This is a genomic window from Pseudomonas sp. St316 (genome assembly GCF_018325905.1).
Taxonomy (GTDB): Bacteria; Pseudomonadota; Gammaproteobacteria; order Pseudomonadales; family Pseudomonadaceae; genus Aquipseudomonas.
Map to the genome: position 1 here is coordinate 1,651,399 of NZ_AP021901.1, position 23,009 is coordinate 1,674,407.

At 56.6% G+C, this 23,009-nt stretch carries 13 protein-coding genes; 9 read left to right on the plus strand and 4 right to left on the minus strand.

Annotated elements, in window-relative coordinates; genetic code table 11:
• The first annotated feature begins 48 nt into the window (after positions 1 to 48).
• Entirely contained in the window at positions 49 to 1,515 is a 1,467-nt protein-coding gene (locus KI237_RS07430) for a hypothetical protein (RefSeq protein ID WP_212799406.1), read from the plus strand.
• 78 nt (positions 1,516 to 1,593) lie between these two features.
• Here KI237_RS07430 and KI237_RS07435 read toward each other — a convergent pair whose 3' ends face one another.
• Genes KI237_RS07435 through KI237_RS30340 form a run of 3 tightly spaced genes read right to left on the minus strand, consistent with a single transcriptional unit; the run spans position 1,594 to position 6,553 of the window.
• Positions 1,594 to 2,268 (minus strand): hypothetical protein, encoded by a 675-nt coding sequence (locus KI237_RS07435; protein ID WP_212799407.1) that lies wholly within the window; start codon positions 2,266 to 2,268, stop codon positions 1,594 to 1,596.
• On the minus strand, positions 2,208 to 4,439 hold the full coding sequence (locus tag KI237_RS30335; RefSeq protein ID WP_249410700.1) for an RHS repeat-associated core domain-containing protein: 2,232 nt from the start codon (positions 4,437 to 4,439) through the stop codon (positions 2,208 to 2,210). The genes KI237_RS07435 and KI237_RS30335 overlap by 61 nt, the downstream gene beginning before the upstream one ends.
• Positions 4,343 to 6,553, minus strand: coding sequence for an RHS repeat domain-containing protein (locus KI237_RS30340; protein WP_249410701.1), 2,211 nt, complete (start codon positions 6,551 to 6,553; stop codon positions 4,343 to 4,345). Before KI237_RS30340 ends, KI237_RS30335 begins: the two co-directional genes overlap by 97 nt.
• A 309-nt stretch (positions 6,554 to 6,862) precedes the next feature.
• On the opposite strand from KI237_RS30340, the gene KI237_RS07445 reads away from it, so the two are divergent.
• The 6 genes from KI237_RS07445 (at position 6,863) to KI237_RS30345 (ending at position 20,397) form a co-directional block, all read left to right on the plus strand.
• Positions 6,863 to 8,305, plus strand: a complete 1,443-nt coding sequence (locus KI237_RS07445) for a hypothetical protein (RefSeq protein WP_212799408.1) — start codon at positions 6,863 to 6,865, stop codon at positions 8,303 to 8,305.
• Between the two features lie 38 nt (positions 8,306 to 8,343).
• Complete coding sequence (locus KI237_RS07450) at positions 8,344 to 10,659, plus strand: hypothetical protein (RefSeq protein WP_212799409.1); 2,316 nt, start codon at positions 8,344 to 8,346, stop codon at positions 10,657 to 10,659.
• A 172-nt stretch (positions 10,660 to 10,831) separates the two neighbouring features.
• Positions 10,832 to 13,126 (plus strand): hypothetical protein, encoded by a 2,295-nt coding sequence (locus tag KI237_RS07455; RefSeq protein WP_212799410.1) that lies wholly within the window; start codon positions 10,832 to 10,834, stop codon positions 13,124 to 13,126.
• 55 nt (positions 13,127 to 13,181) lie between these two features.
• Positions 13,182 to 16,088, plus strand: a complete 2,907-nt coding sequence (locus tag KI237_RS07460) for a hypothetical protein (protein WP_212799411.1) — start codon at positions 13,182 to 13,184, stop codon at positions 16,086 to 16,088.
• 163 nt (positions 16,089 to 16,251) lie between these two features.
• Positions 16,252 to 20,175: an RHS repeat domain-containing protein gene (locus tag KI237_RS07465; protein ID WP_249410702.1), complete on the plus strand. Its 3,924-nt coding sequence runs from the start codon at positions 16,252 to 16,254 to the stop codon at positions 20,173 to 20,175.
• Positions 20,176 to 20,244: 69 nt separating this feature from the next.
• A complete protein-coding gene (locus KI237_RS30345) occupies positions 20,245 to 20,397 on the plus strand; it encodes a hypothetical protein (protein ID WP_249410703.1) in 153 nt (50 codons plus the stop codon).
• A gap of 371 nt (positions 20,398 to 20,768) precedes the next feature.
• On the opposite strand, the gene KI237_RS07475 is transcribed toward KI237_RS30345, so the two are convergent.
• Entirely contained in the window at positions 20,769 to 21,044 is a 276-nt protein-coding gene (locus tag KI237_RS07475; RefSeq protein ID WP_212799413.1) for a helix-turn-helix transcriptional regulator, read from the minus strand.
• A 239-nt stretch (positions 21,045 to 21,283) separates the two neighbouring features.
• Between KI237_RS07475 and KI237_RS07480 the strand changes: the two genes are divergently transcribed.
• Together KI237_RS07480 and KI237_RS07485 are read left to right on the plus strand one after the other, a co-directional pair.
• On the plus strand, positions 21,284 to 21,688 hold the full coding sequence (locus KI237_RS07480) for a MarR family winged helix-turn-helix transcriptional regulator (RefSeq protein ID WP_212799414.1): 405 nt from the start codon (positions 21,284 to 21,286) through the stop codon (positions 21,686 to 21,688).
• A 52-nt stretch (positions 21,689 to 21,740) separates the two neighbouring features.
• Positions 21,741 to 22,949 (plus strand): MFS transporter, encoded by a 1,209-nt coding sequence (locus KI237_RS07485; protein ID WP_212799415.1) that lies wholly within the window; start codon positions 21,741 to 21,743, stop codon positions 22,947 to 22,949.
• Positions 22,950 to 23,009: the final 60 nt, after the last annotated feature.

The following is a 23,009-nucleotide window of genomic DNA, read 5'->3' on the forward strand; positions in this document are numbered from 1 at the left end:
GCCCCCCGGGCCTGGGGGGCTGATATTCAGCGACGGAGCACATGATCAATGTCATCGACCAAGCCCACCCGGCTCGACCCCACCATGACCGCCCCTTGGACATGGCCCGAACCACTGGCCGACATGCCTGGTGGAGAGCGTAACCTGCTGCATCGCACGGCCTGGAGCGACCCGGCCAATCCATTGAGAGTCCAGTTAAGGCCCTGGTATAGCGACCCGCCGCCATCGGGGACTGAGCGAGTCGATGTTTTTCTGGATGAGGATGAAAGCAATATCATCGGGTTCCGGGAATGGACCTTGCCCATGGCGGAGGATGATTATTATGTTCCCATCGGTGCCGACAAGTTGCCCGAAGGCAGGCATACGCTCAGCTTCATCATGACCAACTACCTGGACGTGCCGGCGCGATCGTTTCCGTTCACGGTGACTGTCGACAAGACGCCGCCAGTGCTGGCGGGTGACAGCAAACTGATTTTCCCTTCCGAAGTCCTTCCGCCCAATAAACTCACTGCCCGTTACCTCGAAATGAACGGGGATGAGGTGAAGGCAGATCTCCCGCTGTATACGGACCCCCGACCCTGGGACCAAATCACCTGGTACTTGGGCGCCACGCCCGGTACCCAGGACCAGGGAGGTGTGATCGAGCTGGATGACCGCAACTATGCCGATCCGGTGGTTGTCACGATCCCGGGGGATCTGATCCGGAACAGGGGCGATGGCTGGCGGTATGTGTGGTATCAGGCGCAGGACCGCGCGGGTAATCAGAGTCTGCGTTCCGAGCCGGTTGAGCTGAGTGTCGATGCCACGCCGATCCCGCGCACGTTGCCACCTTCCAAGGTCAAGGAAGCCAATGGCGGGGCTTCGGGCGGCGTACTGAGCCCACTGGATGCGGTCAATGGCGTGACGGTAACCATTCCGACGGAGGCGGTCATTTACGACGGCGAGGGCGTGTTCGTGCAATGGGCCGAGGCGGGTACCGTGGGGGCGTTTCGTACCGACGTTCCGAACCCGGCAGGCTCACGGGACTATAAGATCCCGAACGACAAAATCGCCCAGCATCTGGGCAAGACGATCCCCGTGAATTACGAGGTATTCGAGCCCGGCATTGCCCTGCCGCACAAGTCGAACAACTACAGCTTGCGAGTCGAGGAGTTGAGTGGCTTGCCCACTATTCAATGCGACAAGGTAACCGGTGGCAGGTTGGTTCTGGGGGATATTGCGCAGGGGGGGTATGCCAGCTTCACTCTCCAGCGTTGGACCTTCATGGCCATCGACCAATACCTTACGATCGAGGTAAGGGGCGTCGACAGCGGCAATCAGCTGGTCAGGATTCCTGTACTGACCGAATCCCCGGTTCCGGAAGTGGCTCAGGTTATCCCTGCCGGGCGAATTTCAAAGACTGACCTGCAACGTTTCAAGATTGGTGGAGCGCTTGAAGTGCGGGTGAGTGTGAGCTTCGACACCAAGCAGACGTGGAAGAGTTTTCCGATGTTGACGCCGACATTGGTGGCTTGAGGTGGGGCTTCGATCGGGTTGGTAGCGCTAAACTTCGGCGGCAAAACAGAGCGTTTTGTCGCCGAAGTTTATAGGGGGTTAGGCCCGGACGACCGGGACGCCCTGAATCGCAGTCCTTACAGACCAGTGTTGGAGCGGTTTTAAACGACCCCTTTGCCAGTTGCCAACGACGCGTCCCATCTCGTCAATATAGGAATTGACATCCCTGGTGACGGGGCCGGGTGCGGAACTCCTGGCGACGGGGTTGGCGCTGAGCTGCGACTGAACTACATCGCGAGAATTTGCATTGCGCCCCACGGCCTCGGTACCAGTGGCACGCCGAGGCAAGACCGCGCGGGGAATGCGGATTCTAGCTTTTTCCAGGTCGGAAAGAGGTGCTCCTAGCGTTGCTCGCGCTATGGATTGGCTAGCGGGTGGTGTTGCACCTTTTGTACTGGTTATGTTTGGTGCTTTTTTAACAAACCTGTTAAGAACCTGGCCATAGAACCCCTTATTTTTAGTTGCGGTGCTGGCGGTTTTTTCGAGCACCTTCTGAATCCCCTTGTAGGATTGCGTGGCTATAAGGGGAAGCGCTGCAACCATCGCCGCATACCCCAAATACTCTCCCCATTTACTGGCTGTCTCATTATTGCCGGCCACTGCCACTGCGTTGGCGATTGTCGAGCCAGCAGAGAGCGCGGTACCCACTGCGATCAGCGCAAAGGAGGTGCCCGCTGTAAAAAACAATGAAATGGTTCCAATGGCAACAAACACCGCTCCCACCGCCACGGAAATCCAGCCACCAAGCCCCCCCCGCCATCCGTTGGCAGGGGAGTGTCCTCGTCCGATCGCCGCAATCTACCACTCCAGCCGATCGCCTCGTGTCCCGTGGGATCACGCAGGGCAATCGGGTTGCCTAGGCAGTAGGTATAAGGGTTCACGCCGCCACTGCCAAACGGGCTCAGCGAGTCAGGACTGTGGAAACGCATCAGGCCCGGGTTGTAAGCCCTGTAACCCCGGCCCAGCAAATACCAGCCACTGGCGTCATCGCGCATCTCTCCATTGAACGCCAGCAGGCTTCGCAACGTGTCGTCGCTGTGACGTTCCCCGTAGGCGCTGTAGACGGCGGTGCGCAGGTCTCGTTGTCGGCTTTCACCGATGACGCTTTGGTTCGCGTCGGCCAGCAACAGTAATGTCTGCGAATCGTCCGAGGTTTGTTGCCCCAGTGGACCGTCAACGTGATGAAGGAGGTGGGTCTGGTGGCCGTCCTGATCGATATTGCTCAGCTGTTCATCTTGGTAAAAGAGCGAGGTTTCATTGTCATTTCCCTGTTTTGACGTGACCAGATGATCGTGTCCGTCATAACGATATTGGCTGACGACCTGACCACTTTCGACTCCCAGCAGGCGGCCCTGGCTGTCATAGCTCAGGCGTTGACCGCGCTCATCGTTGAGTTGACAGCCATTGAGGTCATAAGTGAACGTCGGATTCCCTCCCACTCTCGACGGCGTATAGGTAATGCCCTGTAGCTGGCAGGGGTTATTTTCGTCCGAGTAGGTGAATACTGCCCGTTCGGTCTTATTGTCAGCGAAGGTCGTCAACACCAGCTTGATATTGTCCAGGGCATCGAACGCGAAGATCTGGCTGCTGATCTCCCTCCCTTCGCTATCCCGGGGCAATATGCTGCCCTCGCACTCATGCTTGATCAGCCGGCCACGGGGGTCGTAGGTAAACGTCTCCTTGAGCAGACTGGCTCCATCGTGCTGCAGATGTCGGCTTTTCAGCAGGCCATCGACCTGCCAGGTTTGCGCCAGCGTGCGTGGTGGCAGTTGGTTCAAGGTGTGTGTGCGCAGTATCTCGCGACCCTGATCGTCATACTGCAACTGAGTGACCAGCGTGCTGTCCGTCGCCCGGTCCTTGGTGGTGGTGCGGTGAAGTTGGCCCAGGCCGTCATATTCGAACTCGGCCTGAAGTTGGCCCTGCTCAATGCTGCTCACGCGTGCGGCGTCATCATAGCCATAGAGGGTGTCCATGCCGGCGCTATGGTCTTGTTTCAAATCGGTGCGCTTGAGCGGGCGGTCTTGCATGGAGTTCGAATGAAGCGTCTCCCAGGCCGTGTTTCGATTGTCGACCCAACGCTCGACGAGCAGTTGATTGGCGGTGTTGTATTCGTACTCGCGATTACCTTGTTCATTACGTGCCTGGGTGAGGCGCGAGCTGGTCGAGTGATAAGCAAAGCCCGCGTTTTCATCTGGCGCGCGGCTGCTGATGGGTTGGTCGGTGAGGGCCAGGTTGTATTCGTACTCGATGGAGTCGTTTGCAGGGGTGATCCTTGTCTTCACCTGCATCTGGTCGGCGTCGTAGTTGTAGCGCTCCGTATAGGTGCCAACCGTGGTTCGGGTCAGGCGCCCCAGGCCATCGAATGTTTGTTCACCCACGGTTGTTTCGGTTACGCCGTCGGCGCTCACGCTCATGGCCACCGGTAATTCCAACGTGCTGTGTGCGGCGTAGGTGCGCTTGACGATACTGTCGTCGGGCAGCGTGCTACTGATCAGGCGTGACCAGGGGTCATAAACGAACTGGGTGATGTATTTCGACGGGTCTGTGTGTTGGGTGCACCGACCCAGGCCATCGTAAAGATAGGTTTCCTTTGCGATTTCTTGCTCGGCTGAATCCAGCGTACGGACCTGTGAGGGCTTGCTGAACAGGTTGAGCCAGGTCTCGCTCAGGCCGCTGATTATCGGGGCTGGCCCGGCGCTCTGGCGCCAGTTGCGTTGGATCGGTCCCTGCGACTCATCCGTCCCGATCGGATCCAGGTGTTGGTGGGTCTGGACCCCATCGGGGCCGATCACGCAGCATTGCTGCGCCCAGTCGTCATAGTAAAAGGTGCTCTTGAGCGCTCGGGACTCTCCATCCAGCCAGTCATATTCGGTCTCTTCAGCCAAATCCCCCAGGCGTTGTAAAGGGCCGCGTAAGTTTGTCGAGTCCGGCTCGAGTTGTCGCTACCGACATGGTCGCTCTCCTGGAAAATCAAACGACCCAAGCCGTCGAGCACGCTGCGTGTCTTGAGTTGCCTGGCGCTGATGCTCGAGTGCTCGGCCTGTTGCCCGCTCATGCTGCTGAGGGTGTATTCATAGTTGCGGGTGGCGCTGAAGGCGGTATCAGGGGCGACGACTTCCTTCGTCAGTCGATTCAGAACGTCATAGTAATAATGGGTTTCCACGCCATCTTCCCGAGTCAGCAGTTCTTGCGACGTGAGTCGCGAATGTTGCCGGACAATGGCTTTGCGGGCGTTATCGAACGTAGTGCTCACCGTTTCCGTGGTTTGTTGCACGGGGACGCCGAATTGAGGGCTGTCGAATTTGCTGTAGTCATAATCGACAAGGGTGGACTTGCCGTTCAAGGTCACCGTCTGGCGTGAGACGCGACCGTGCAGGAACGCGTCGGTCCGGTCGTCGAGATGTTCGAACAGCGTCTGCTCCAGCTCGATCTCGCTGGCCCCAAGCTGCACCAGCGTCTGGCTCTCGACCGTGAGCCACTGCTTCAGCGGCAGGTCCTGCGGCGGACAATCTTCTGGCAGGCAGTCCCCCAGTTCTGGCAGGCCCTTGTAGCGATAACGGGTGCATAGCGTCGGGGCCTGGCCATTGGGCGACGGCGCTGGGGTGACGGTTTGTTCTTTCAGGCTCCGCACAAAGCCCTCGGGATCGGCCGGACAGCCATCGCCACCCGCGGCCGGATACCAGGTGCTGGTTTCGATAACGCCATTGGCCTGGGTTTGCACCCGTAGGTTGCCATGGGTGTCATACGTGCTGCTGACGGTTTCACTGCGCCTGCGGTTCGGATTATTGAGTAACGACCAGGTGGTCCTGACTGTCTTGGGCAGTTGGCAGTACTTGGGTTGTTGGTCGAATTCGACGCCGGGGGTCAGGTAATACGTGGTTTCCACCGCCTCGACATTATTGTTCTGGGTGGTCGTTTCGTGGGTCAGCAGATGAAACTGATTGAATTTGCGTTCGATTTTTCGTACCGGATGCGGCTCCGGCTCCGAGTCATCAGGGGCCCAGAGGGTTTCAATGCACACGTACTCGTAGGCGCCAATGTACTTGTAGAGGTTGTCGAGGCCTTCGTCATCCCAGATCAGGCGAAGACCGCCACCCAGAAAATTCCTCTCACCTTGCTCTGGGTCTTCGCTTTTGTAGGTATAGCGGACATCGATCTGCGGCTGACCGAAGCCTGGATCGGTGAGGTGTCGGGTCACACGGGGCAGGGGCCTGCGACCGCTGCCTTCCGGGAACTGGTGGCCGGCGTCCTGATAGAAAATGTCCTCGCGCCCGTCCGTGGGGGTTTCTACCCAGGTCATGCAGAGATGATCGCGAATACGGCTATAGCCAAAACGCCAGGATGCTTCGTTGCCCGTTGGCAGAGTGATGCGAGTGACGTATTTGTCAGCGCCTTCCAGAGTCATGGCGAATCGCGCCAATGGGCCGCCATCAGGGCCGCCGACCGGCTGCAGCAGCACCTCGACGAACGTACTCTGGCGATTGAGCGTCAGCAGCGTTTGCCCCGAATCATCCTTGACCCAGGCCAGTATCTGCTCAGCGCCGCTGAATGGCGTATAGCCGAGGGTAACCTTATGCCCCGTGGGTGAACGAATCTCTACCGGTAAGGCGACCTTGTTCTGGTCGCTGCCCAGCACTTCGAGTATCTCCACCAGGCCGGACTTATGCACGACCCGGTAATGGGTCTCGTCCTGTTGATGGAAATGGAAGCTGTCGAGTTTTTTTTCCTTCATCACCAACTGACCACTGGCACCGTCGCTGCCGGTCACCTTGAAGGTTTCTCCCGTGCTCAGGGACAGGATCTGGTTGCTGGAGTTGTATTGCGACAACTGCAGGTTCCAGCCATGGCCGTAGCCACTGTCTTGCGTATTGAGCGAGCTGTACGCCAGCGCCAAGGCAAAACCGGGACCGCGTAAATCATTGGTTTGAATCTCGGGCAAGTTGATCGCTATCGCGTAGAGGCCGGTGCGTGGGTCAACACCGTTCTGTACAGAACTCATGAAGTTAAGTGCATTGGAATGTACAGAACTGGCGGCAGTCATTGATATGAACCTCATTGAGGATAATAAGAAATCGTCGATCGCAATGCAGTCGGACATAAACAATGCCAGCGCCGTCTAGCGTTGGAAGCCGGCTCCAAGGAATAAATACCGACTCGCGACAAGACAATAACAGCCTGGATAACGGCGGGTAACCTAGCAGTTCTGATAGTGGGCAGATCGATAGGCAAGGCGTAAAACAAAGACAACTTGATTGATGCGGCAGTGAAGTATCTGGCCATCAACACATGTATATCAGGGAGTTTAATGATGGCCACCGTGTTACCTCCGCCAGGCGTTTCCTCTGTGCTACTCCCGGTTCCCCAGTTCAAGGAGTCCCATGATTGCGATGTGGACCTGGCGTGGGTGGAGGCGGCCGGTGCCAGCGTGGTCGCGCCGCCTTATCAGGCAATGTCGGTGGGTGACGAGGTGACGTTTACCTTGAAGAGATTCTTTGATGACGGTTACCCGTGGGAGGACTTCACACGCAGAAAAATCCTCGCCGATCTCGACATAGGGCAACCGTTGCAATGGACTGTGCCACTCAGTGAGCTGCAAATCATTGACGGTGGCGCTGCGCTGATGAGTTACAGCGTCGTTTATGCCACACCGACGGTGCCCACCCACTCCCATGAACAGGCACTGCGTATCGTTACACCGCAAGTCCCGTTGCTGCCCGCTCCCCAAGTCAAGGATTTTACCGGTGACATGCTTGATCCCGAGGCGCATCCCAATGGTATTGCGTTGATCATCGAGGTGTACCCAGGTATCCAAGTGGGCGATGAGGTGGTGCTGTACGCCTTGGGCGACCCACGGGAAATCAAGACGGTGCGCGTCGATCCGTCGACAGTTGATAGCCAGATACTCGAAGTCAAAATCGATTATGAGTGGTTGTCGGCCAATAACGGCAAAGCGATCGAGTTGATGTATCAGTACGCCCGGGAGGGCAGTGCTGGCACTTCGTTGCCGTTGTCATTGACGTTGCGTAGGCCTTTGCATCTGCCACATCCCGAGATCGAGGACGTGACCTGGGACGGTGAGGATGATGAGTACAGAGGTTATCTATATGCCCGCAATATCACGGGAGGCGTCTACATCAAGGTTCCGGACGAGGCGGTGATTGGTTCCGGCGATAAGGTTCAGATGCACTGGGAAGGCCATGGTGATATCGGCAGTTACATCGCTGATCCTACAGTGGGTAACCCGAAACGTTTCTACATCCCTACACGCTTTGTGCCGGCGAACATGGGTAAGCGCCTGGACGTGTTTTATCAAGTGACCCCACCGGGGGAGCCGCCGTATAAGTCGAAGGTTTTCGATCTGGAAATCAAGGACATTGAAAGCGGTTGGCCGACCCTTCAGATCAGTTCCCCGTCTTCGCCGGGTAATAGGATTTCCCTGGCCACGGTAACCGACGAGGTGATCTTTCGCTTGAGATCATGGTTCTTCATGGAACAAGACCAACGGGTGAAGATATATGCCAAGGGCCTTCTGATAGGCGGCGGTGAAGAAAGGTTCAACCTGCGCGAAGGCAACGCCGAGGTAGTTACCCGGGAAGAGTATCTCGCAGGCGAACTACTTTCGAGTCTACCCCGTTCCTTTCTTGAAAGGCTGCAACTGAATTATCAGTTCGATGTGTCCGTTGAAACCAGTTTTGATGAGGGTTTTTCCTATAAAACCTTTCCCATGATATCTGCGCAGTTAGTGGCGTAACGCGCAGCGGGAAAACTGTTCAATTTAATGAGGGTAGGATGATGTCCAGTAATTCGCTCGAGACGTTATTGGCTTGGATGAAAGACACTTCGCGCCTGCTGGACTGGGGGATGATTGTGGCTCTGGAGCGGAACAAGACGAATTTATTGATGCGTCAGGAGTATATACGCCGCTTCGAAAGTGGAAACTATCTGCCACCGATCAAGGGTGAGGTGCCGGATGTCGATAATAAATGGAAGAAATTAATCCATGATTTTGTGATGGACGTTCCATTGCTGTCATTCGAAAATGCCGATCTTAACGACTCCAAGGCGATGTTGACAATGGCTGTGGTGGGTGGGAGCCAAATAAACCTTGCAAGAGAAAGCGTTGGCTGGAAGGCGGACGTAGTGGATGAGATAGATCCGCTGCAGGGACCTAAGTTATACCTGGACTTATTATTGAATCAGGTGCCAGGCGATGTCGATGTCGATGGGCGAATTATATTGGATTTAAGTAAAAGTGATAACTTCAGATTGACCTTTGGCGAAACACCACAAGAGCAACGGTTGGGTGGGGACTTTTTCAAGGATTTATTCAACCTGATGGACGATGTTGAGCGCATCTGGCCGTTGGGCAGAATTGAGCGCGGGACGAATGAGTTGATGCATCCGAAGTCATTTAGTTTGCGCACTCAGGCGAGCGGAGTGGCTGCCCGTGATCCACAGTCTTCCGAGCACGGTAACGGCGCTATCCTGGCCCTCGTACGCATGGAGGGTAGCAACGAAGGGAGCTATCCTGGAGCAAACTTCAAGTATTTGATTCCTGATGATGCCGGTAAGGACTATTCGGCTAGTGTGTTTTTCAACGGGGAGCGATTGTCCTCGATTTTGGGCAAGGAGATAATAAATAATATTGCAGAGATGATGGAGGGTGTTGACTTTGATTATGTCTACAATAATGGGCAGTTGGTGTCAGCAGTTGCAAAGGCTGGAGGCCTGACAATAAATAAAACAGCAAACCCTCTTCCTGGTCATGGTATAGGTGATCAATTTGTCATTCCGTGGATTACCCGAAGCGAGATCGTTCTGCCGGCAAACGGTAAAGTGCCTTTTACACTGGTTTCTGAAGGTGTGAATAAATTTTCTGTGCGTTGGGGTTCTGAAAGTCAAGCTGCAGTTGATATCATATTTAAGAATATGGCAGGTGATGATCTCTGGCCTACAATTAATAAAGTCTATATGTATTCTGTTGATTTGCAGGCGGAGTTCGAATTAATGGATGTCGTCGATGCTGAGGGTATCAGTGAGACGGTGATGCGAGCCACTCAGTTTGAATTGCTTATGGATGTAATAGATACAGAAACCGATCAGCCAGTAGGCGATAGGTCAGAGGCCGGTGAAGAGATAGGTAAAAATAGTTTGCCGGTGTTGTTGTTATTCGTGTTGGCGCAGCTAGTGCTTTTGCACATAAATAGTATTGGTCCGAAGATTAGACGCGCACTGCAAAGTGATCTAAAAGTGGATATTTTGCTCAGGCCATACATCGAAAACTTTATCAAGTTGAATTTTGGTCAGGCGATACAAGGTCACGAGATCCGCGCGCCTTACGATATCGGTTTTTTCGGCCGCCTTGACCCCACCCAGACTTCTTTCGTGATCAGCCCGATGCAACCGCTGATGCCGCAAGGCAGCACTCAGCAGTTCCGCACTGAACCTGTCGTCAACGGGGTACGGTGGACGGTGGAAAACCTGGCTGATGGTGCTGGCAATCCAGGGACTATTGACAGTGTCAGCGGATCATACCAAGCCCCTCCGGCCGCCTCGATCGAGGGGCGTTTCAAGCGCGTGCGGATCACGGCGACGGACCCGGGTTCGGGTTACCGCAGTTCGGCACTGGTGACCGTGCTGGTCAGCGAACTGTCAGTCCACCCTTTGATCCAGGTTTGCGACGTTGGAACCAGTGTCGAATTGGCGGCAGGTACTCTGGGTGAAGGCGAACTGCTCTGGTCGATCAAGAACCCTGTGGCGAACGAAAGTGGCGAGGTGCGGCCCAGCATTAAACCTGAGGGTGATCACACCTATCACCACGGGCCACAGGTCTCCTATAAAACCTATGTACTCGATGAGGTAGAAGTCAAAAACACTCGGACGAATCAAACCCGGTCAGTCCATGTGTTGGCGCTGCAGTGGCCCCCTGGAACAACGATCAAGATTCTCAATACCGACATTACACAGGGACAGGTTCAACTGGAGGCCATAGTCAATGCCAATCGATTGGACGCTCAGTGGAGCCTTCCTTTGGGGGGCCAGGTTCGATCGACTCAACGGGCCTTTACCGTGCGGCCCCGACGGCCACCGAACGATTCGTGCTGATTTTCGCCCTGGTGGATGGGGGGCCACTTGGCAAGTTCGAAGGCTATCTGATCTTGCCACTGCCGCTGGTTGTGTTCCCGCAGGTGCTTGCGATGCTGAGTCAATGAATATCGGTCATCAAGAGGTCGACCCAACCCTTGTTATTGGCGCACACCCTTCTGGAGGCAATGTCATGGCCGGTAATTCGTTGGAAAGTTTATTGGCGTGGATGAACGGCAACTCCCAAATGCGGGGGTGGGACCTTATCGTGGCCCTGGCGGGTGGCAAAATTAACCTGGGGTTGCAGCAGGACCATATCACCCGCTTGAGTCAGGGCACGGACTTGGGTCCTATCACGGGCTCCATCGATATACCCGAGACCAACGTCAGCCACTACCTGACGGGTTTCAGATTGGCCGCGCCGGTACTGTCCTTCGAGCGCGCCAGCCTCCAAAGTGCCAGGACATCCTTGAGCCTGGGGGTGGCAGAAGGGACCCATATGATGGTGGAGACTGCCCAGGGTCTGAAGAGAGTTACCAGCCTCACGGCCCTCGATCCGCTGAATGGATCGCAAGTGGTGCTGGACTTGACGGTGACGGCAGACGCCCGGAGTGTGATGTTGGATCTGGCGAACAGCGAGGAAGTCTTGCTGAAGCTGTTCAATACCCCGACGGAACAACGTGAAGCAGGGAAGCTTTTCAAGAACTGGTTTCAGGGGCTGGACACAGGTCGGCGGGTATATGCCCTGGGCTCCTTTGCGGAGGAGGGTAACCCGTTCATGCTCACCCATGGTGTCGATGTGCGAACCCAGGCTCGCGATGTGCAAGCGCGGACACCTGGGACCGAAGACGGTGCCCTGCTGCTATTCACACGTATGGCCGATGGTGGCTCGGGTTCATTTCCGGGCGATGACTCCGGCTTCAGGTACCTGATTCCCGATGATGATGCGCAGCATGCCTATTCGGGGACTGCACTGTTTTCCCAGGCCTTGATTCATCGCGCTGCGTTCGGTCACGCACTTGTGCAGTTGCTTGAAGACGCTGAATTTGAGCGTACCTTCGATCAGGACGGCGCGTTGGCAACGATGGTGGCCAAGCACGGCGCGTTGCAGGTGACGGCGGGCAGGTACCGCAGCCTAGATTATGAGTTTGAGTCCGAGGCTTTCAGTCTTCCGGCTGCGGCTGGGGCATCGCCGCTGACCGTCGAGTTTGCTCAGAACGAGGTCATTCAACGCTGGCAGGGCACATTCGCGTTGTCGTTTCGGTACCGTCCTTTAGGCGGCACGACTTGGAGTACGCATACGGCGACCTTCACCATCAACCTGCAGCATGAGTTCCGTTTATCGGCGGATGAGTCCGGCGTTTCAGCCATGGAAGGTGAGTTGTTTGTGCCGTACACCGATACGCCGGAGGTGAGCCACGTTTCCGGGCTGCCTGGGACGATCGAGCCCATGGAACTGGAGCAGATCAAGGATTTCGTCGCCAATACAGTGAAGAGGGGATTGCTGGAGCGGTTCTCCACCACCCTGACGACGACATCGTCGGAGACCTTTCTGGCGGGCATGGAGATAGCAGGCAGGAGCGTTGTGCAACCGCATCACGTCGCCTTGCCCTTCGATTTGGCGATGTTCGGCCAGATCAATACGTCCGCAGCGTCATTTTCTATTGTCGAGCGGCAACCCATGGTCGCTGCCGGCAGGACCCAGCAACTGAGCACCGAGCCTGCGCATGCCGGGCTGCGCTGGTCGGTGGAAAACGTTTCGGGAAGCGGCAGCAACCCTGGCGAAATCGACGAGCGGACAGGCTTGTACCAAGCGCCACCTGCCCATGCGTTGAACAGCACATTCAACCGGGTACTGGTCATTGCCCGTGACCCGCTCACCGACGAGCGAAGCGTGACCTTGCTGACGGTCCTGGCGAATCCTATAACGGTCAATCCGCAAATTCAGTTGTGCTATTACGGCCAGCGCGTAGAGCTGTCGGCAGGTCACCTGGACGGGAGCGCACTGAACTGGTCCATCAAGAATCCCGTTGTGGGCGAAAGCGGCGAGGTAGTCGCCAGCGACAAGCCCGGGGGCGACCACGCCTACATTGCCGGCCCCCGGGTGGCCAGAAAAACCTATGTGCTCGATGAAATAGAGGTAAGTCAGGGGGCGCAAAACCAGTCGGCCTATGTCCTGGTACTTCAGCATGAACCCGGCGCCACGATTAAGCTGGTAGAGAGTCCGGATTTGCCAGAGGGGCAGATTCAATTACAGGCCTTTGTCAACAATCAACTCCTGGATGGCCAATGGTCGCTCCCGCTCGGTGGGCCGGGATGGATTGATGCCTCATCGGGCCGGTACAGCGATGACTTTGCGGCCCAAGAGCGGTTCGTTCTGATTACTGTCGCCGTGGACGGCGGTGACTTCGGTATGTTCGAAGGTCACATTATTTTGCCGCTGCCACTTTCGAGTTTTCCTACCGTGCTTGAGGATTTGGCTCGCTAGCGATTAAGCACAGTTTTATTGCTTTGTTTCTTAAGTGAAATTCGAGGGCAATATCATGTCTGGCAATTCGTTGGAAAGTTTGCTCGAACGTATGGCGCGTGGTTCGGTGACCCAAGGCTGGGGCGCTGTTTCAATCTTCAGTCGCGGACGCTTGAACCGTTTGTTGGAACAACAATATATTGAGCGATTCAATAACCTTGGCTTCCTGCCGCCTTTTAGTGGGAAGGTCTTTCTAAACGATCTCCAGAGCCGTTATGTCGAGTTGGAAAGTATTACGTTGGGGCAACCGCGGCTGTCGTTCAATACCGCGTCGCTGACGAACTCCACCGCGCTATTGACGATGAATGTATTGAGCGGTCGTTATGTCGCTTCGCAGCAAGCGGCTGGCGCGTTGAAGACGCTATCGTCGACGTTCAATATAACGGAGTCGCAAGGTTTTACACTTGAAATGGACATTGACTTGTCCATGGTGGTGGGTGAAATCGACAAGCAGGGTAAGGTGAAACTGAACTTGTCTGAAGGGGTTAACTTCCGCTGCAATCTGGCCGGTGATGATGAAGTAACGAATAGCCGCTTGTCGGCTTTCTTGAAGCAATCTTTCGCGGCGCTGCCGACCCATCGAAGTGTCTTTCAGCTCGGGATGCTCGAACTCAAAGGCTACAGCTACTTGACCCCCACTTCATTTCGCATCCTCACCCAGGCCGCTCCAGGGGCGAAGGTCAGGGGAGCGTTGAACTTTGGTGAGGGGGGGGTGGTGATTTTCATAAGGCTTCTTGGCAATACGGCCGATGGGCTTTTCCCGCCGGATGGCAGCTTCCCGTATTTGCTTCCCGATGATCAGGAGCCGGATGGCAGCGATCGCTATACGGCGACATTGGTTCTTTCTCAAGCGATGATTCCCTATATCGAGAATGACCGGCTCGACGTGCTCAATAACTTGCTGTTTCCCGGTGACAATGTATTTGAAGAGCGCGAGCAACGTAGACCCGCCGATTTGGCGGTGTTCGGTAACATTAATCCGAAACGGACTCGCGTTACGCTGGAACCCACTTTCGCGACCATTCAGGCGGGAGGCGCCCAGCGCTTTATATTGCGCGACTGGAATGGGACGCAAATCCAGGCCAGCGAGTGGGAAGCGGTCAGTCTGCAGAGCCATGCCGCCCAGGGGCATGGCACGATAACGGACGGACTATACACCGCTGCCTCCAGGAGCGTTATCGGGCATGACTCGCTACACGTGGTCGTGACCGCCAAATATCAAGTTGGTAATAACACCTACACTGCTTCGGCCTTGCTGTTGGTGGTGTATGACAGCGTAACGGTAGCACCGCGAACGGCGGTTTACCCAACCAGGGCGCAATCACAACCTATTGTGTTGAAGGCATCGACAGTGGACGCCACGAGCGTGACATGGACGCCGCTTGCGCCTGCGTATGGGGCGCTGACCCCAGAGGGTAACCAGGCAACGTTCACGCCGGATGCCCGGTCAAGAGCCAAAGGCCTGGTCGTTCAACAGATTGAAGTCGCAGGCGCGGAGACGCGGCGGGTATCCCTGGTGCTCGCCAATGCGCAACAACAACTGCGGATCGATCCCGCCTATGTTCCAGCGCAGCACAAATCCGTAGATGTACAACTGACGGACGATGCCACGCTGCTGCCCGGCGTCCCCAGGCGCTGGAAAGTTATCAGCGGTGGGGGCACGGTCAGTTCCACTGGACATTTCAGGGCAACGGCGCAGGGCCCGGCGTCCAGCAGTGTCGTGCAATGTGAAATAGTGAGCAATGGTGTGGTGTTGTCCAGTGGCTACAGTGTCGTGGAGCTTTCTGAACTGGAGCCGGAGCCTAGCTGGACAACGCTTTCACAATTCACCATAAAAGTGCCTGGCGGGGTCGAGCCTGAACGTCTTGGCTCGTTGTATGCCAATGGCTATCAACAGCTCAGATTGGCGATCGTGGTCGAGACAAATACTGTCGATGGGAAAGAGTACTCGTTGAGCGTAACCGAGAAGGCCAGCCTGAAGCTGGTGAACGATGACTCGGGTGATGAAGTAGAGCCAGTCGATGAGCCCCAGGAAGGTATTCCCACATCGGATAGCGAGACGTGGCGCAGCCGTTTGGTGGCCAATCGTTTTGAGCTGGCCATGCCCAGATCTGCGGCGCAAGACAACTCGCCCAGTGCTGCCATCAGCAGGATGGAGATTTATCTCCATACGCGAGCAAGAGCGAATGAAACCAATACTTTTCATGTGACGCTTCAAGCGGACTCGAACAAAAGATGGTGGAAGTCGACTGACTTCAGCGCCGATCCCAACAAAACGATCGTGATTACACCACTGGCTATCCCTCAGTTCCTACCAGCTGACTACGAGTTCGAGCGGGTCAGGGTCGACGGCGGGTCAGGTCAGCCGGGTGATCCGGAAGATGATGACTTCGACTTTCATTTGCGCACTGTCGATTACTGGAAGTTGCGCTACGTGGGGGGGCTTGGATTGCCAGGGACGGGTTTCGAGACGCTGGAGTTTGTATCCGTTGACGGAAATAGTATTTATAACTCGCCCTCGACGTCGACCATTCGCTGGGAGAGCGAGCAATTAGCCGAAACCATGTTCAGTTGGACCGGGTATATCTTCCAGGATCCGCTGAAGAATGAGCTTCTTGATAAAGTAAAGTTCGATGTAGTGCTCAAGGATGTCGTCAAGGCTGAGTCGCTGGATGTTGACGTTAATGTGTCACAGTTTGAACAAGGCTTGTTGGTCATCAGCTTGCATCGTTCCGATCGCATTCCTTATGTCCGTCGAGGAGACCTTTCGCGAGACAAGTTGTCACGCGACCTGGCGGTGGTATTGGTCGATAGGCGTGGAAATCCACATAGCCGGCGGATTTCTTTCCTGCCATCCAGCCAGATGGGTGACCGCAACAGGTTAGTGCATACGCTATTCACTCCTGGGAGTGATGGCAGGTAGATAAATATTGACGTGCGGGCAATAAGCGCGGGTGTTAGTCAGATTCTGGGAACCAATAGATGTTGCGGGGTAATGCCCTGTTGCGGGCTTGTTGATTTATAAATACGTGAGGACTACTAAAATGGCCGCCTCGACCTCTGTACATTCCAATGCTTTCAACTTCATGAGTTTTATGGAAGGCGGCGTGGACCCCCGCACCGGGCAATATACATTTGCGATCAGCTTACCCGACGTTAAAGCCAATCACCTGCGCGGGCCCGATCTTCCACTGCAACTGGCGTACAACCCACTCAATACACGCGACAGTGGCTATGGCCATGGCTGGAACCTGCAATTGTCGCAATACACCCCCAGCAACCAGATCCTGTCCCTGAGCACGGGGGAAACCTTCAAGGTGACCGGTAGCGACAGTGCCAGTGGTCAGTTGGTGATGAAGGAAAAAAAACTCGACAGCTTCCATTTCCACCAACAGGACGAGGCCCATTACCGGGTCGTGCATAAGTCCGGCCTGGTGGAGATACTCGAAGTGCTGGGCAGCGACCAGAACAAGGTCGCCTTACCGGTAGAGATTCGTTCACCCACGGGGCATAAGGTTACCCTCGGCTATACGCCGTTCAGCGGCGCTCAGCAGATACTGGCCTGGGTCAAGGATGAAGCGGGCCAGACCGTGCTGATGCTTGACCGCCAGAGTACGTTTGTCGAAGTGCTGCTGCAGCCGTTCGGCGGCCCTGATGGCGGCCCGTTGGCGCGATTCACCATGGCCCTGGAAGGCGCTGACAAATACGTCACTCGCATCACGCTGCCAACGGGCAACGAAGCATCCTGGCGTTTTGGCTATAGCCGTATCCGCGATAATCTCTGCATCACGTGGGTAGAGACACCCACGGGCGGGCGCGAGGACATCTTCTATCAGGACACCGGCCACCAGTTCCCGGACGGCAGCGGTCACAGGCCATTGCCCCGTGTGACCCGACACCTCACCGAGCCTGGCTTTGGTCAGCCGCAGATCGATGTCCGCTACACCTACAAGCTCCCGGACAGCGACACCGAAACGAACTTCCTGGGACACGGTCTGCGTCTGGCCTGGGATAACGACGGCCTCGACAATCTCTATAAGCACATTGGCGCCTACGAGTACGTGTGCATTGAAACCCTCTGGGCCCCTGATGACTTGGAACCGGAACCGCGTCCGGTACGGAAAATCGAACGCAAATTCAATCAGTTCCATTTGCTGACTCACGAAACGACCACCCAGAACAACAACGTCCAGGCGGTCGAAACTGCGTATTACCTGACCCCCAATGTGGAGTTCGACCAGCAACCCAATTACTGCCAATTGCCCAGGACAATCAGGACCACTTGGTCGCTGCTCAATAATCCGAACCGCAGGCGTAGTGAAACCGTCAGCAACACGTACGACACGTACGGCAATTTGCGAGAGCAGACCCAAGCCAATGGCGTTGTCGAGAACAGCACTTGGTATCCCGCCGCGGGTGGCGATGGTTGCCCGGCCGATCCCGAGGGCTTTGTGCGCAACCTGAAAGAACAAACCGTCACCCCCGCGTCGTCGCCCAATGGCCAGGCCCCGACGCTATCCACCCGCTATCGCTACAAGGGCTTGTCGGAACTGGGGGACTGCCTGCCAGAGGATTGTCCGCCGCAGGACTTGCCGTTGAAGCAGTGGCTCACGGTCGAGAGCCAGACGCTGGTGCAGCTTGGGGCCGGCGAGATCGAACTGGAGCGGACGCTCTTCGACCATATCGACGCGCGGACCGATGCCTTCCTGCATGGTCGCGTCTCGCGCCAGACGGTGACCTTGAATGGAAAATCCACCCTCACCGACTATGCCTACAGCACGCTCGACAGCCCCTTGTTCAAGGAAAGCGTGCTGCAGACGGTCGAAACCCTGGCCGGTTTTGACCACGAACCCGATGGTAAGTATGGAAAGAACGTACAGAAAGTCGTCACATTGTGGCATTCGGTGCTCAACGGCGAACCTCTGCTCAACCGCGATGACAACAATGTGGAAATCCACTATGACTATGACGCGCTTCTGCGAGTGACCCGTGAAACCGTCGCGCCCGGCACCGCTTTTGCGGCGTTCCGCAGCTATGAGTATTTTCTTTGTGCCAATGCTGGAGATCAGGCCGAACAATGGCTGTTTGATGTCAAACAGGTCAAAACCTGTACGAAATTTGACGGGCTCAACCGAGCGATCTACGAAGAGCGGGACGATGCGGATAATCCCAGTCGTGCCAGCACGCCGCGTCAGGTCTATGCTGCCGATTACGACGTATTCGGTAATCTCATCAAGGAATCCGAGCACGACTGGTTGGGTGAGGATGTACGGATTCTGACGACGCAATACGCATACGACGACTGGGGCACGCAATACTGTGTCACCGGCCCGGAGGGTGTGAAGACGTTCGAGCAGACCGACCCGATTGGCACGTCCGAGTCGTTAGGACCGATTCAACGCAGTTGGCGCGAAGGCTTTGTACCCACTGCGAAAGTCAGTGGCGTCACCGAGACCTGGCTTAACCTGTTCGAAAAACCGACCCGTACCGAACGGTTCGATTTATCCGAGCAGCCGGTCAGCCTGCATCGATATTTCTATGATGGGCTTGGGCGGACCGTAAAAGAGATTGTCGGCTTCCCCGAGCTGGAGCGCGTGACACTCTATAGCTACGACGCTTTCGACCGGGTCACCGAAAACACACTACCGGACACCGCTGTGGTTCGGCGCAGCTATGCCGCGCACAGTCGCGAGGACCTGCCAGTTTCCATCAGCGTCAATGATATTGAACTTGGGACCCAGCAATTCGATGGTCTTGACCGTATGACTCAGTCGAGTACTGGCGGTCGCGAGCAGTTGTTCACCTATGAACCCGGGCAAACGCAACCCCATACGGTGACCACCCCTAGTGGCAAAGTCATCGAATACGAGTATCAGCCGGAGTTGGGGACCGAACCTCTGCGGCGGAACCTGGCGGGAAGTATCCTGGCCGACTACGAGTACGACCGCAAGAACGCGCGCCTGACCAGTTGCCAGGAGCAAGGCTTGCAGCTCATCCGTGAGTACTACAGCACCGGTGAGCCGAAAAGCGAGCGGCGAATAGTAGACGGTAGCGAATACACCATGCATTACCGCTACAGCCGACTCGGTCGCTTGTGTGCCTACACTGATGTCCTGGAACAGGAACAAAGTTATACCTATGACGCTCAAGGACGCTTGGAGCAAACGCAACTGGGTACGACTGTCTCGACGTTTACCTACGACTCGCTGGGCCAGACGGCAAGTATTCACACTCACGATAGCCTCAGTGGGCAAAGCTTAGGCATTACGTTGCAGTACGACGAGTTCGGTCGTGAAACCTTGCGCACCTTCGACCTCGATGGGGTGGCGCAGCAACTGAGCCAGGTCTACAACGATGTCGATGGTCTGAAACAGCGGACCTTGAGCCAAGGGGACGTCGTGCTGCGTGACGAATCCTATACCTATGACTTGCGTGGACGTCTGACTGACTACACGTGTACGGGCACCCAGCCGCCGATTGATCCCTATGGCAAACCCATCAACCGCCAAGTGTTCTCGTTCGACGCGTTGGACAATATCAAACTGGTGCTGACCTACTTTGATGGCGGCATCAACCGGGCGACCTACACTTACGACACGCAGCTCGATCCGACACAGTTGCGTAGAGTCACCAATAACCACGCGGATTATCCGGCCAGCATAGAGTTGGACTACAACTTGGACGGTCACCTTGTCCGCGACGAAGAAAACCGCACGCTTGAATACGACCCCCTTGGTCGCTTGACCTCCGTCAGCGGCCTGCCGGGCGACCCCTCTGCCGGCTACAGCTACGATCCACTGGACACGCTGACTGGCCTGGACGATGGGGGTGGGCAAGAGCAGCGCTTCTATCAGGACGGTGAATTGACGAGCCAGATCAAAGGCGCCAATAGCAGTACTTTCATACACGCAGAGGGCATTGTGCTCGCCGAGCATCAGGTCGGTGCCGACCCAAAGTCGTTGTTGTTGGCCGGGGATCACAAGAACAGCGTGCTAGGTGAGGTCAGTTAGAGCGCAATCAAGAGGGTTGTTTACTCGCCGTACGGCCATCGCGCCGATGAGGCGTCGGTCAGGAGTCATTTGGGATTCAACGGCGAGCGGCGGGAAGCGAAAACTAGTTGGTATTTGTTGGGGAATGGTTATCGGGCGTTCAACCCGGTGTTGATGATATTCACAGTCCAGACAGTTGGAGTCCGTTTTGGGGGGCGGGTTAAATGTATACGCGTATTGTAAAGGCGACCCGGGTAAGCTTGATCCGGGTGGGCATGCGCTATTAGGTGTGTTGTTTTTTGGGCTGGCAGCGATCGGTACCGGTGTAGGCGCTGCCAAGACAAAAGGTACTTTGAAGGTAGTGCTTTCCGTGATTAGTGCGGTTACGGCGATCGCTGCATTTTCGAAGTTATTTCCATCTGCTGGACTGGTTATGGCTATGGGGTATTAAAAAGCTCGTGGGGCTGATCCAGCACATAAAGGTGCCTGTGAGGTACACGCGTATCCTCACAGGCATTGTGTCGAAAATGTAGCGGTGATTGCGCGTATAGCTCAGGGAGCTCAAACCCGGAGAGTCGAATAGCGTTCCGTCCGCCGAGACTTCATCGCAACTCTTAGATCAACCCCTGCTCACGCGCAATCTTCCCCGCCAGATGACGCGAACTGACCCCGAATTTTCGGCGAATGTTATTGAAGTGATAATTCACATTGGCCTCGCTGCAATCGACGATCACGGCAATCTCCCAGGAAGATTTGCCAACCTCGCTCCACTGCAGGAACTCCTTTTCCCGGTTTGTCAGCCGGACGGCTGGAGGCTGTTTGCTCTCCGTGGAATGGAGGCGGGTCTGGTAGGGCGACGGATGTCCAGGAACAACGGTGGCGTGGTACATGAAAATTCTCCCATTCATCATCATTGATGGCGTGGGGGCGGCGCAATCTACCTACTGCTTGATGGCATGGTTCGCACGGCCCTTCTTCGGGCCCCTAAACAGGGCTGGAGGCACGGGTTCGTTATAGCTCGATTCAAGCCCTCTGAAACCTGTCAGACATTACAGGTGCAGGACGCAAGGGACGGGAATCGCACCCTTTAAAATTTGCATTCCGGCAACCACGGGTATATACACGCACCATGCTTCCTTCCCAATGTTTATGCATCAACCTGCGTCGTGCCGCCCGTGGCGTCAGCAGGTATTACGACGGCGCTCTCGACGGCTTCGGGATCAACGTTGCCCAGTATTCTTTGCTGAGCAACCTGGCGCGCCTGGACCAGCCGAGTATTTCTTCCCTGGCCGAGGCCATGGGCCTGGATCGCAGCACCCTGGGGCGGAACCTGCGGGTGCTCGAAGGGGAGGGGCTGGTGAAGCTGGCCGAGGGTGAAGACTTGCGCAACCGCATCGTCGAACTCACCGAGGCCGGGAGTGCCCGGTTGGCCGCGGCGTTGCCGGCCTGGGAAGCGGCGCAACAACGGTTGATCGATAAGCTGGGCGCCGAAAAGCGCACAGCGTTGCTGGCCTTGCTGGATGAACTGGCGTGAAGCCGGTTCGTTCGATAACAAGCGGGTATATACCCGCGAGCGGAGAATAAGAATGACATCGATGTGGCGTACCTGTGGTTGGGTCCTGGTGGGCAGTGCGCTGATCCTGGCGTTGTCCCTGGGCGTGCGGCATGGCTTCGGCCTGTTCCTGGCGCCCATGAGTGCCGAGTTCGGCTGGGGCCGCGGGGTATTCGCCTTTGCCATCGCCTTGCAGAACCTGGTATGGGGCATTGCGCAGCCGTTCACCGGTGCGTTGGCCGACCGCTTCGGCGCGGCGAAAGTGGTGCTGGTCGGTGGGGTCCTGTATGCCATCGGCCTGGTGTTCATGGGGCTGTCGGATTCGGCCTGGTCGTTGTCGTTGAGCGCCGGGCTGTTGATCGGCATCGGCCTGTCCGGCACGTCGTTTTCGGTGATCCTCGGCGTGGTTGGGCGCGCCGTGCCGCCGGAGAAACGCAGCCTGGGCATGGGCATCGCCAGTGCCGCCGGTTCCTTCGGCCAGTTCGCCATGTTGCCGGGCACGCTGGGGCTGATCGGCTGGCTGGGGTGGTCGGCGGCGTTGTTGGTGCTGGGTCTGCTGGTGGCGCTGATCGTGCCGTTGGTGAGCATGCTCAAGGATGCGCCGCTGCCGGTGTCCGGCCATGAGCAGACCTTGTCCGAAGCGTTGCGCGAGGCGTGCAGCCATTCGGGATTCTGGTTGTTGGCCCTGGGGTTTTTCGTGTGTGGTTTCCAGGTGGTGTTCATCGGCGTGCACTTGCCGGCCTACCTGGTGGACCAGCACTTGGCTGCCAGCGTTGGCACAACGGTGCTGGCCCTGGTCGGCCTGTTCAATATCTTCGGTACCTACACCGCCGGTTGGCTGGGCGGGCGCATGTCCAAGCCGCGCTTGCTGACCGGCCTGTACCTGATACGTGCCGTGGTGATCGGCCTGTTCCTGTGGCTGCCGGTGACCACCACCACGGCCTATCTGTTCGGCATGGCAATGGGGTTGCTCTGGCTGTCCACCGTGCCCTTGACCAACGGCACCGTCGCCACCCTGTTCGGTGTGCGAAATCTCTCGATGCTGGGTGGGATCGTGTTCCTGTTCCACCAATTGGGCTCGTTTCTCGGTGGCTGGCTGGGTGGAGTGGTGTATGACCGCACCGGCAGCTACGATTTGATCTGGCAGGTGTCGATCCTCCTCAGCCTGCTGGCGGCGGCGCTGAACTGGCCGGTGCGTGAGCGTCCGGTGGCGCGCCTGCAAGCCCAGGTCGGTGCCGCATGAGTCGCGTCGGCCCGTGGCTGGTGGCGCTCGGCGCCGGCGTGTTGCTGGCCTTCGCCTGGT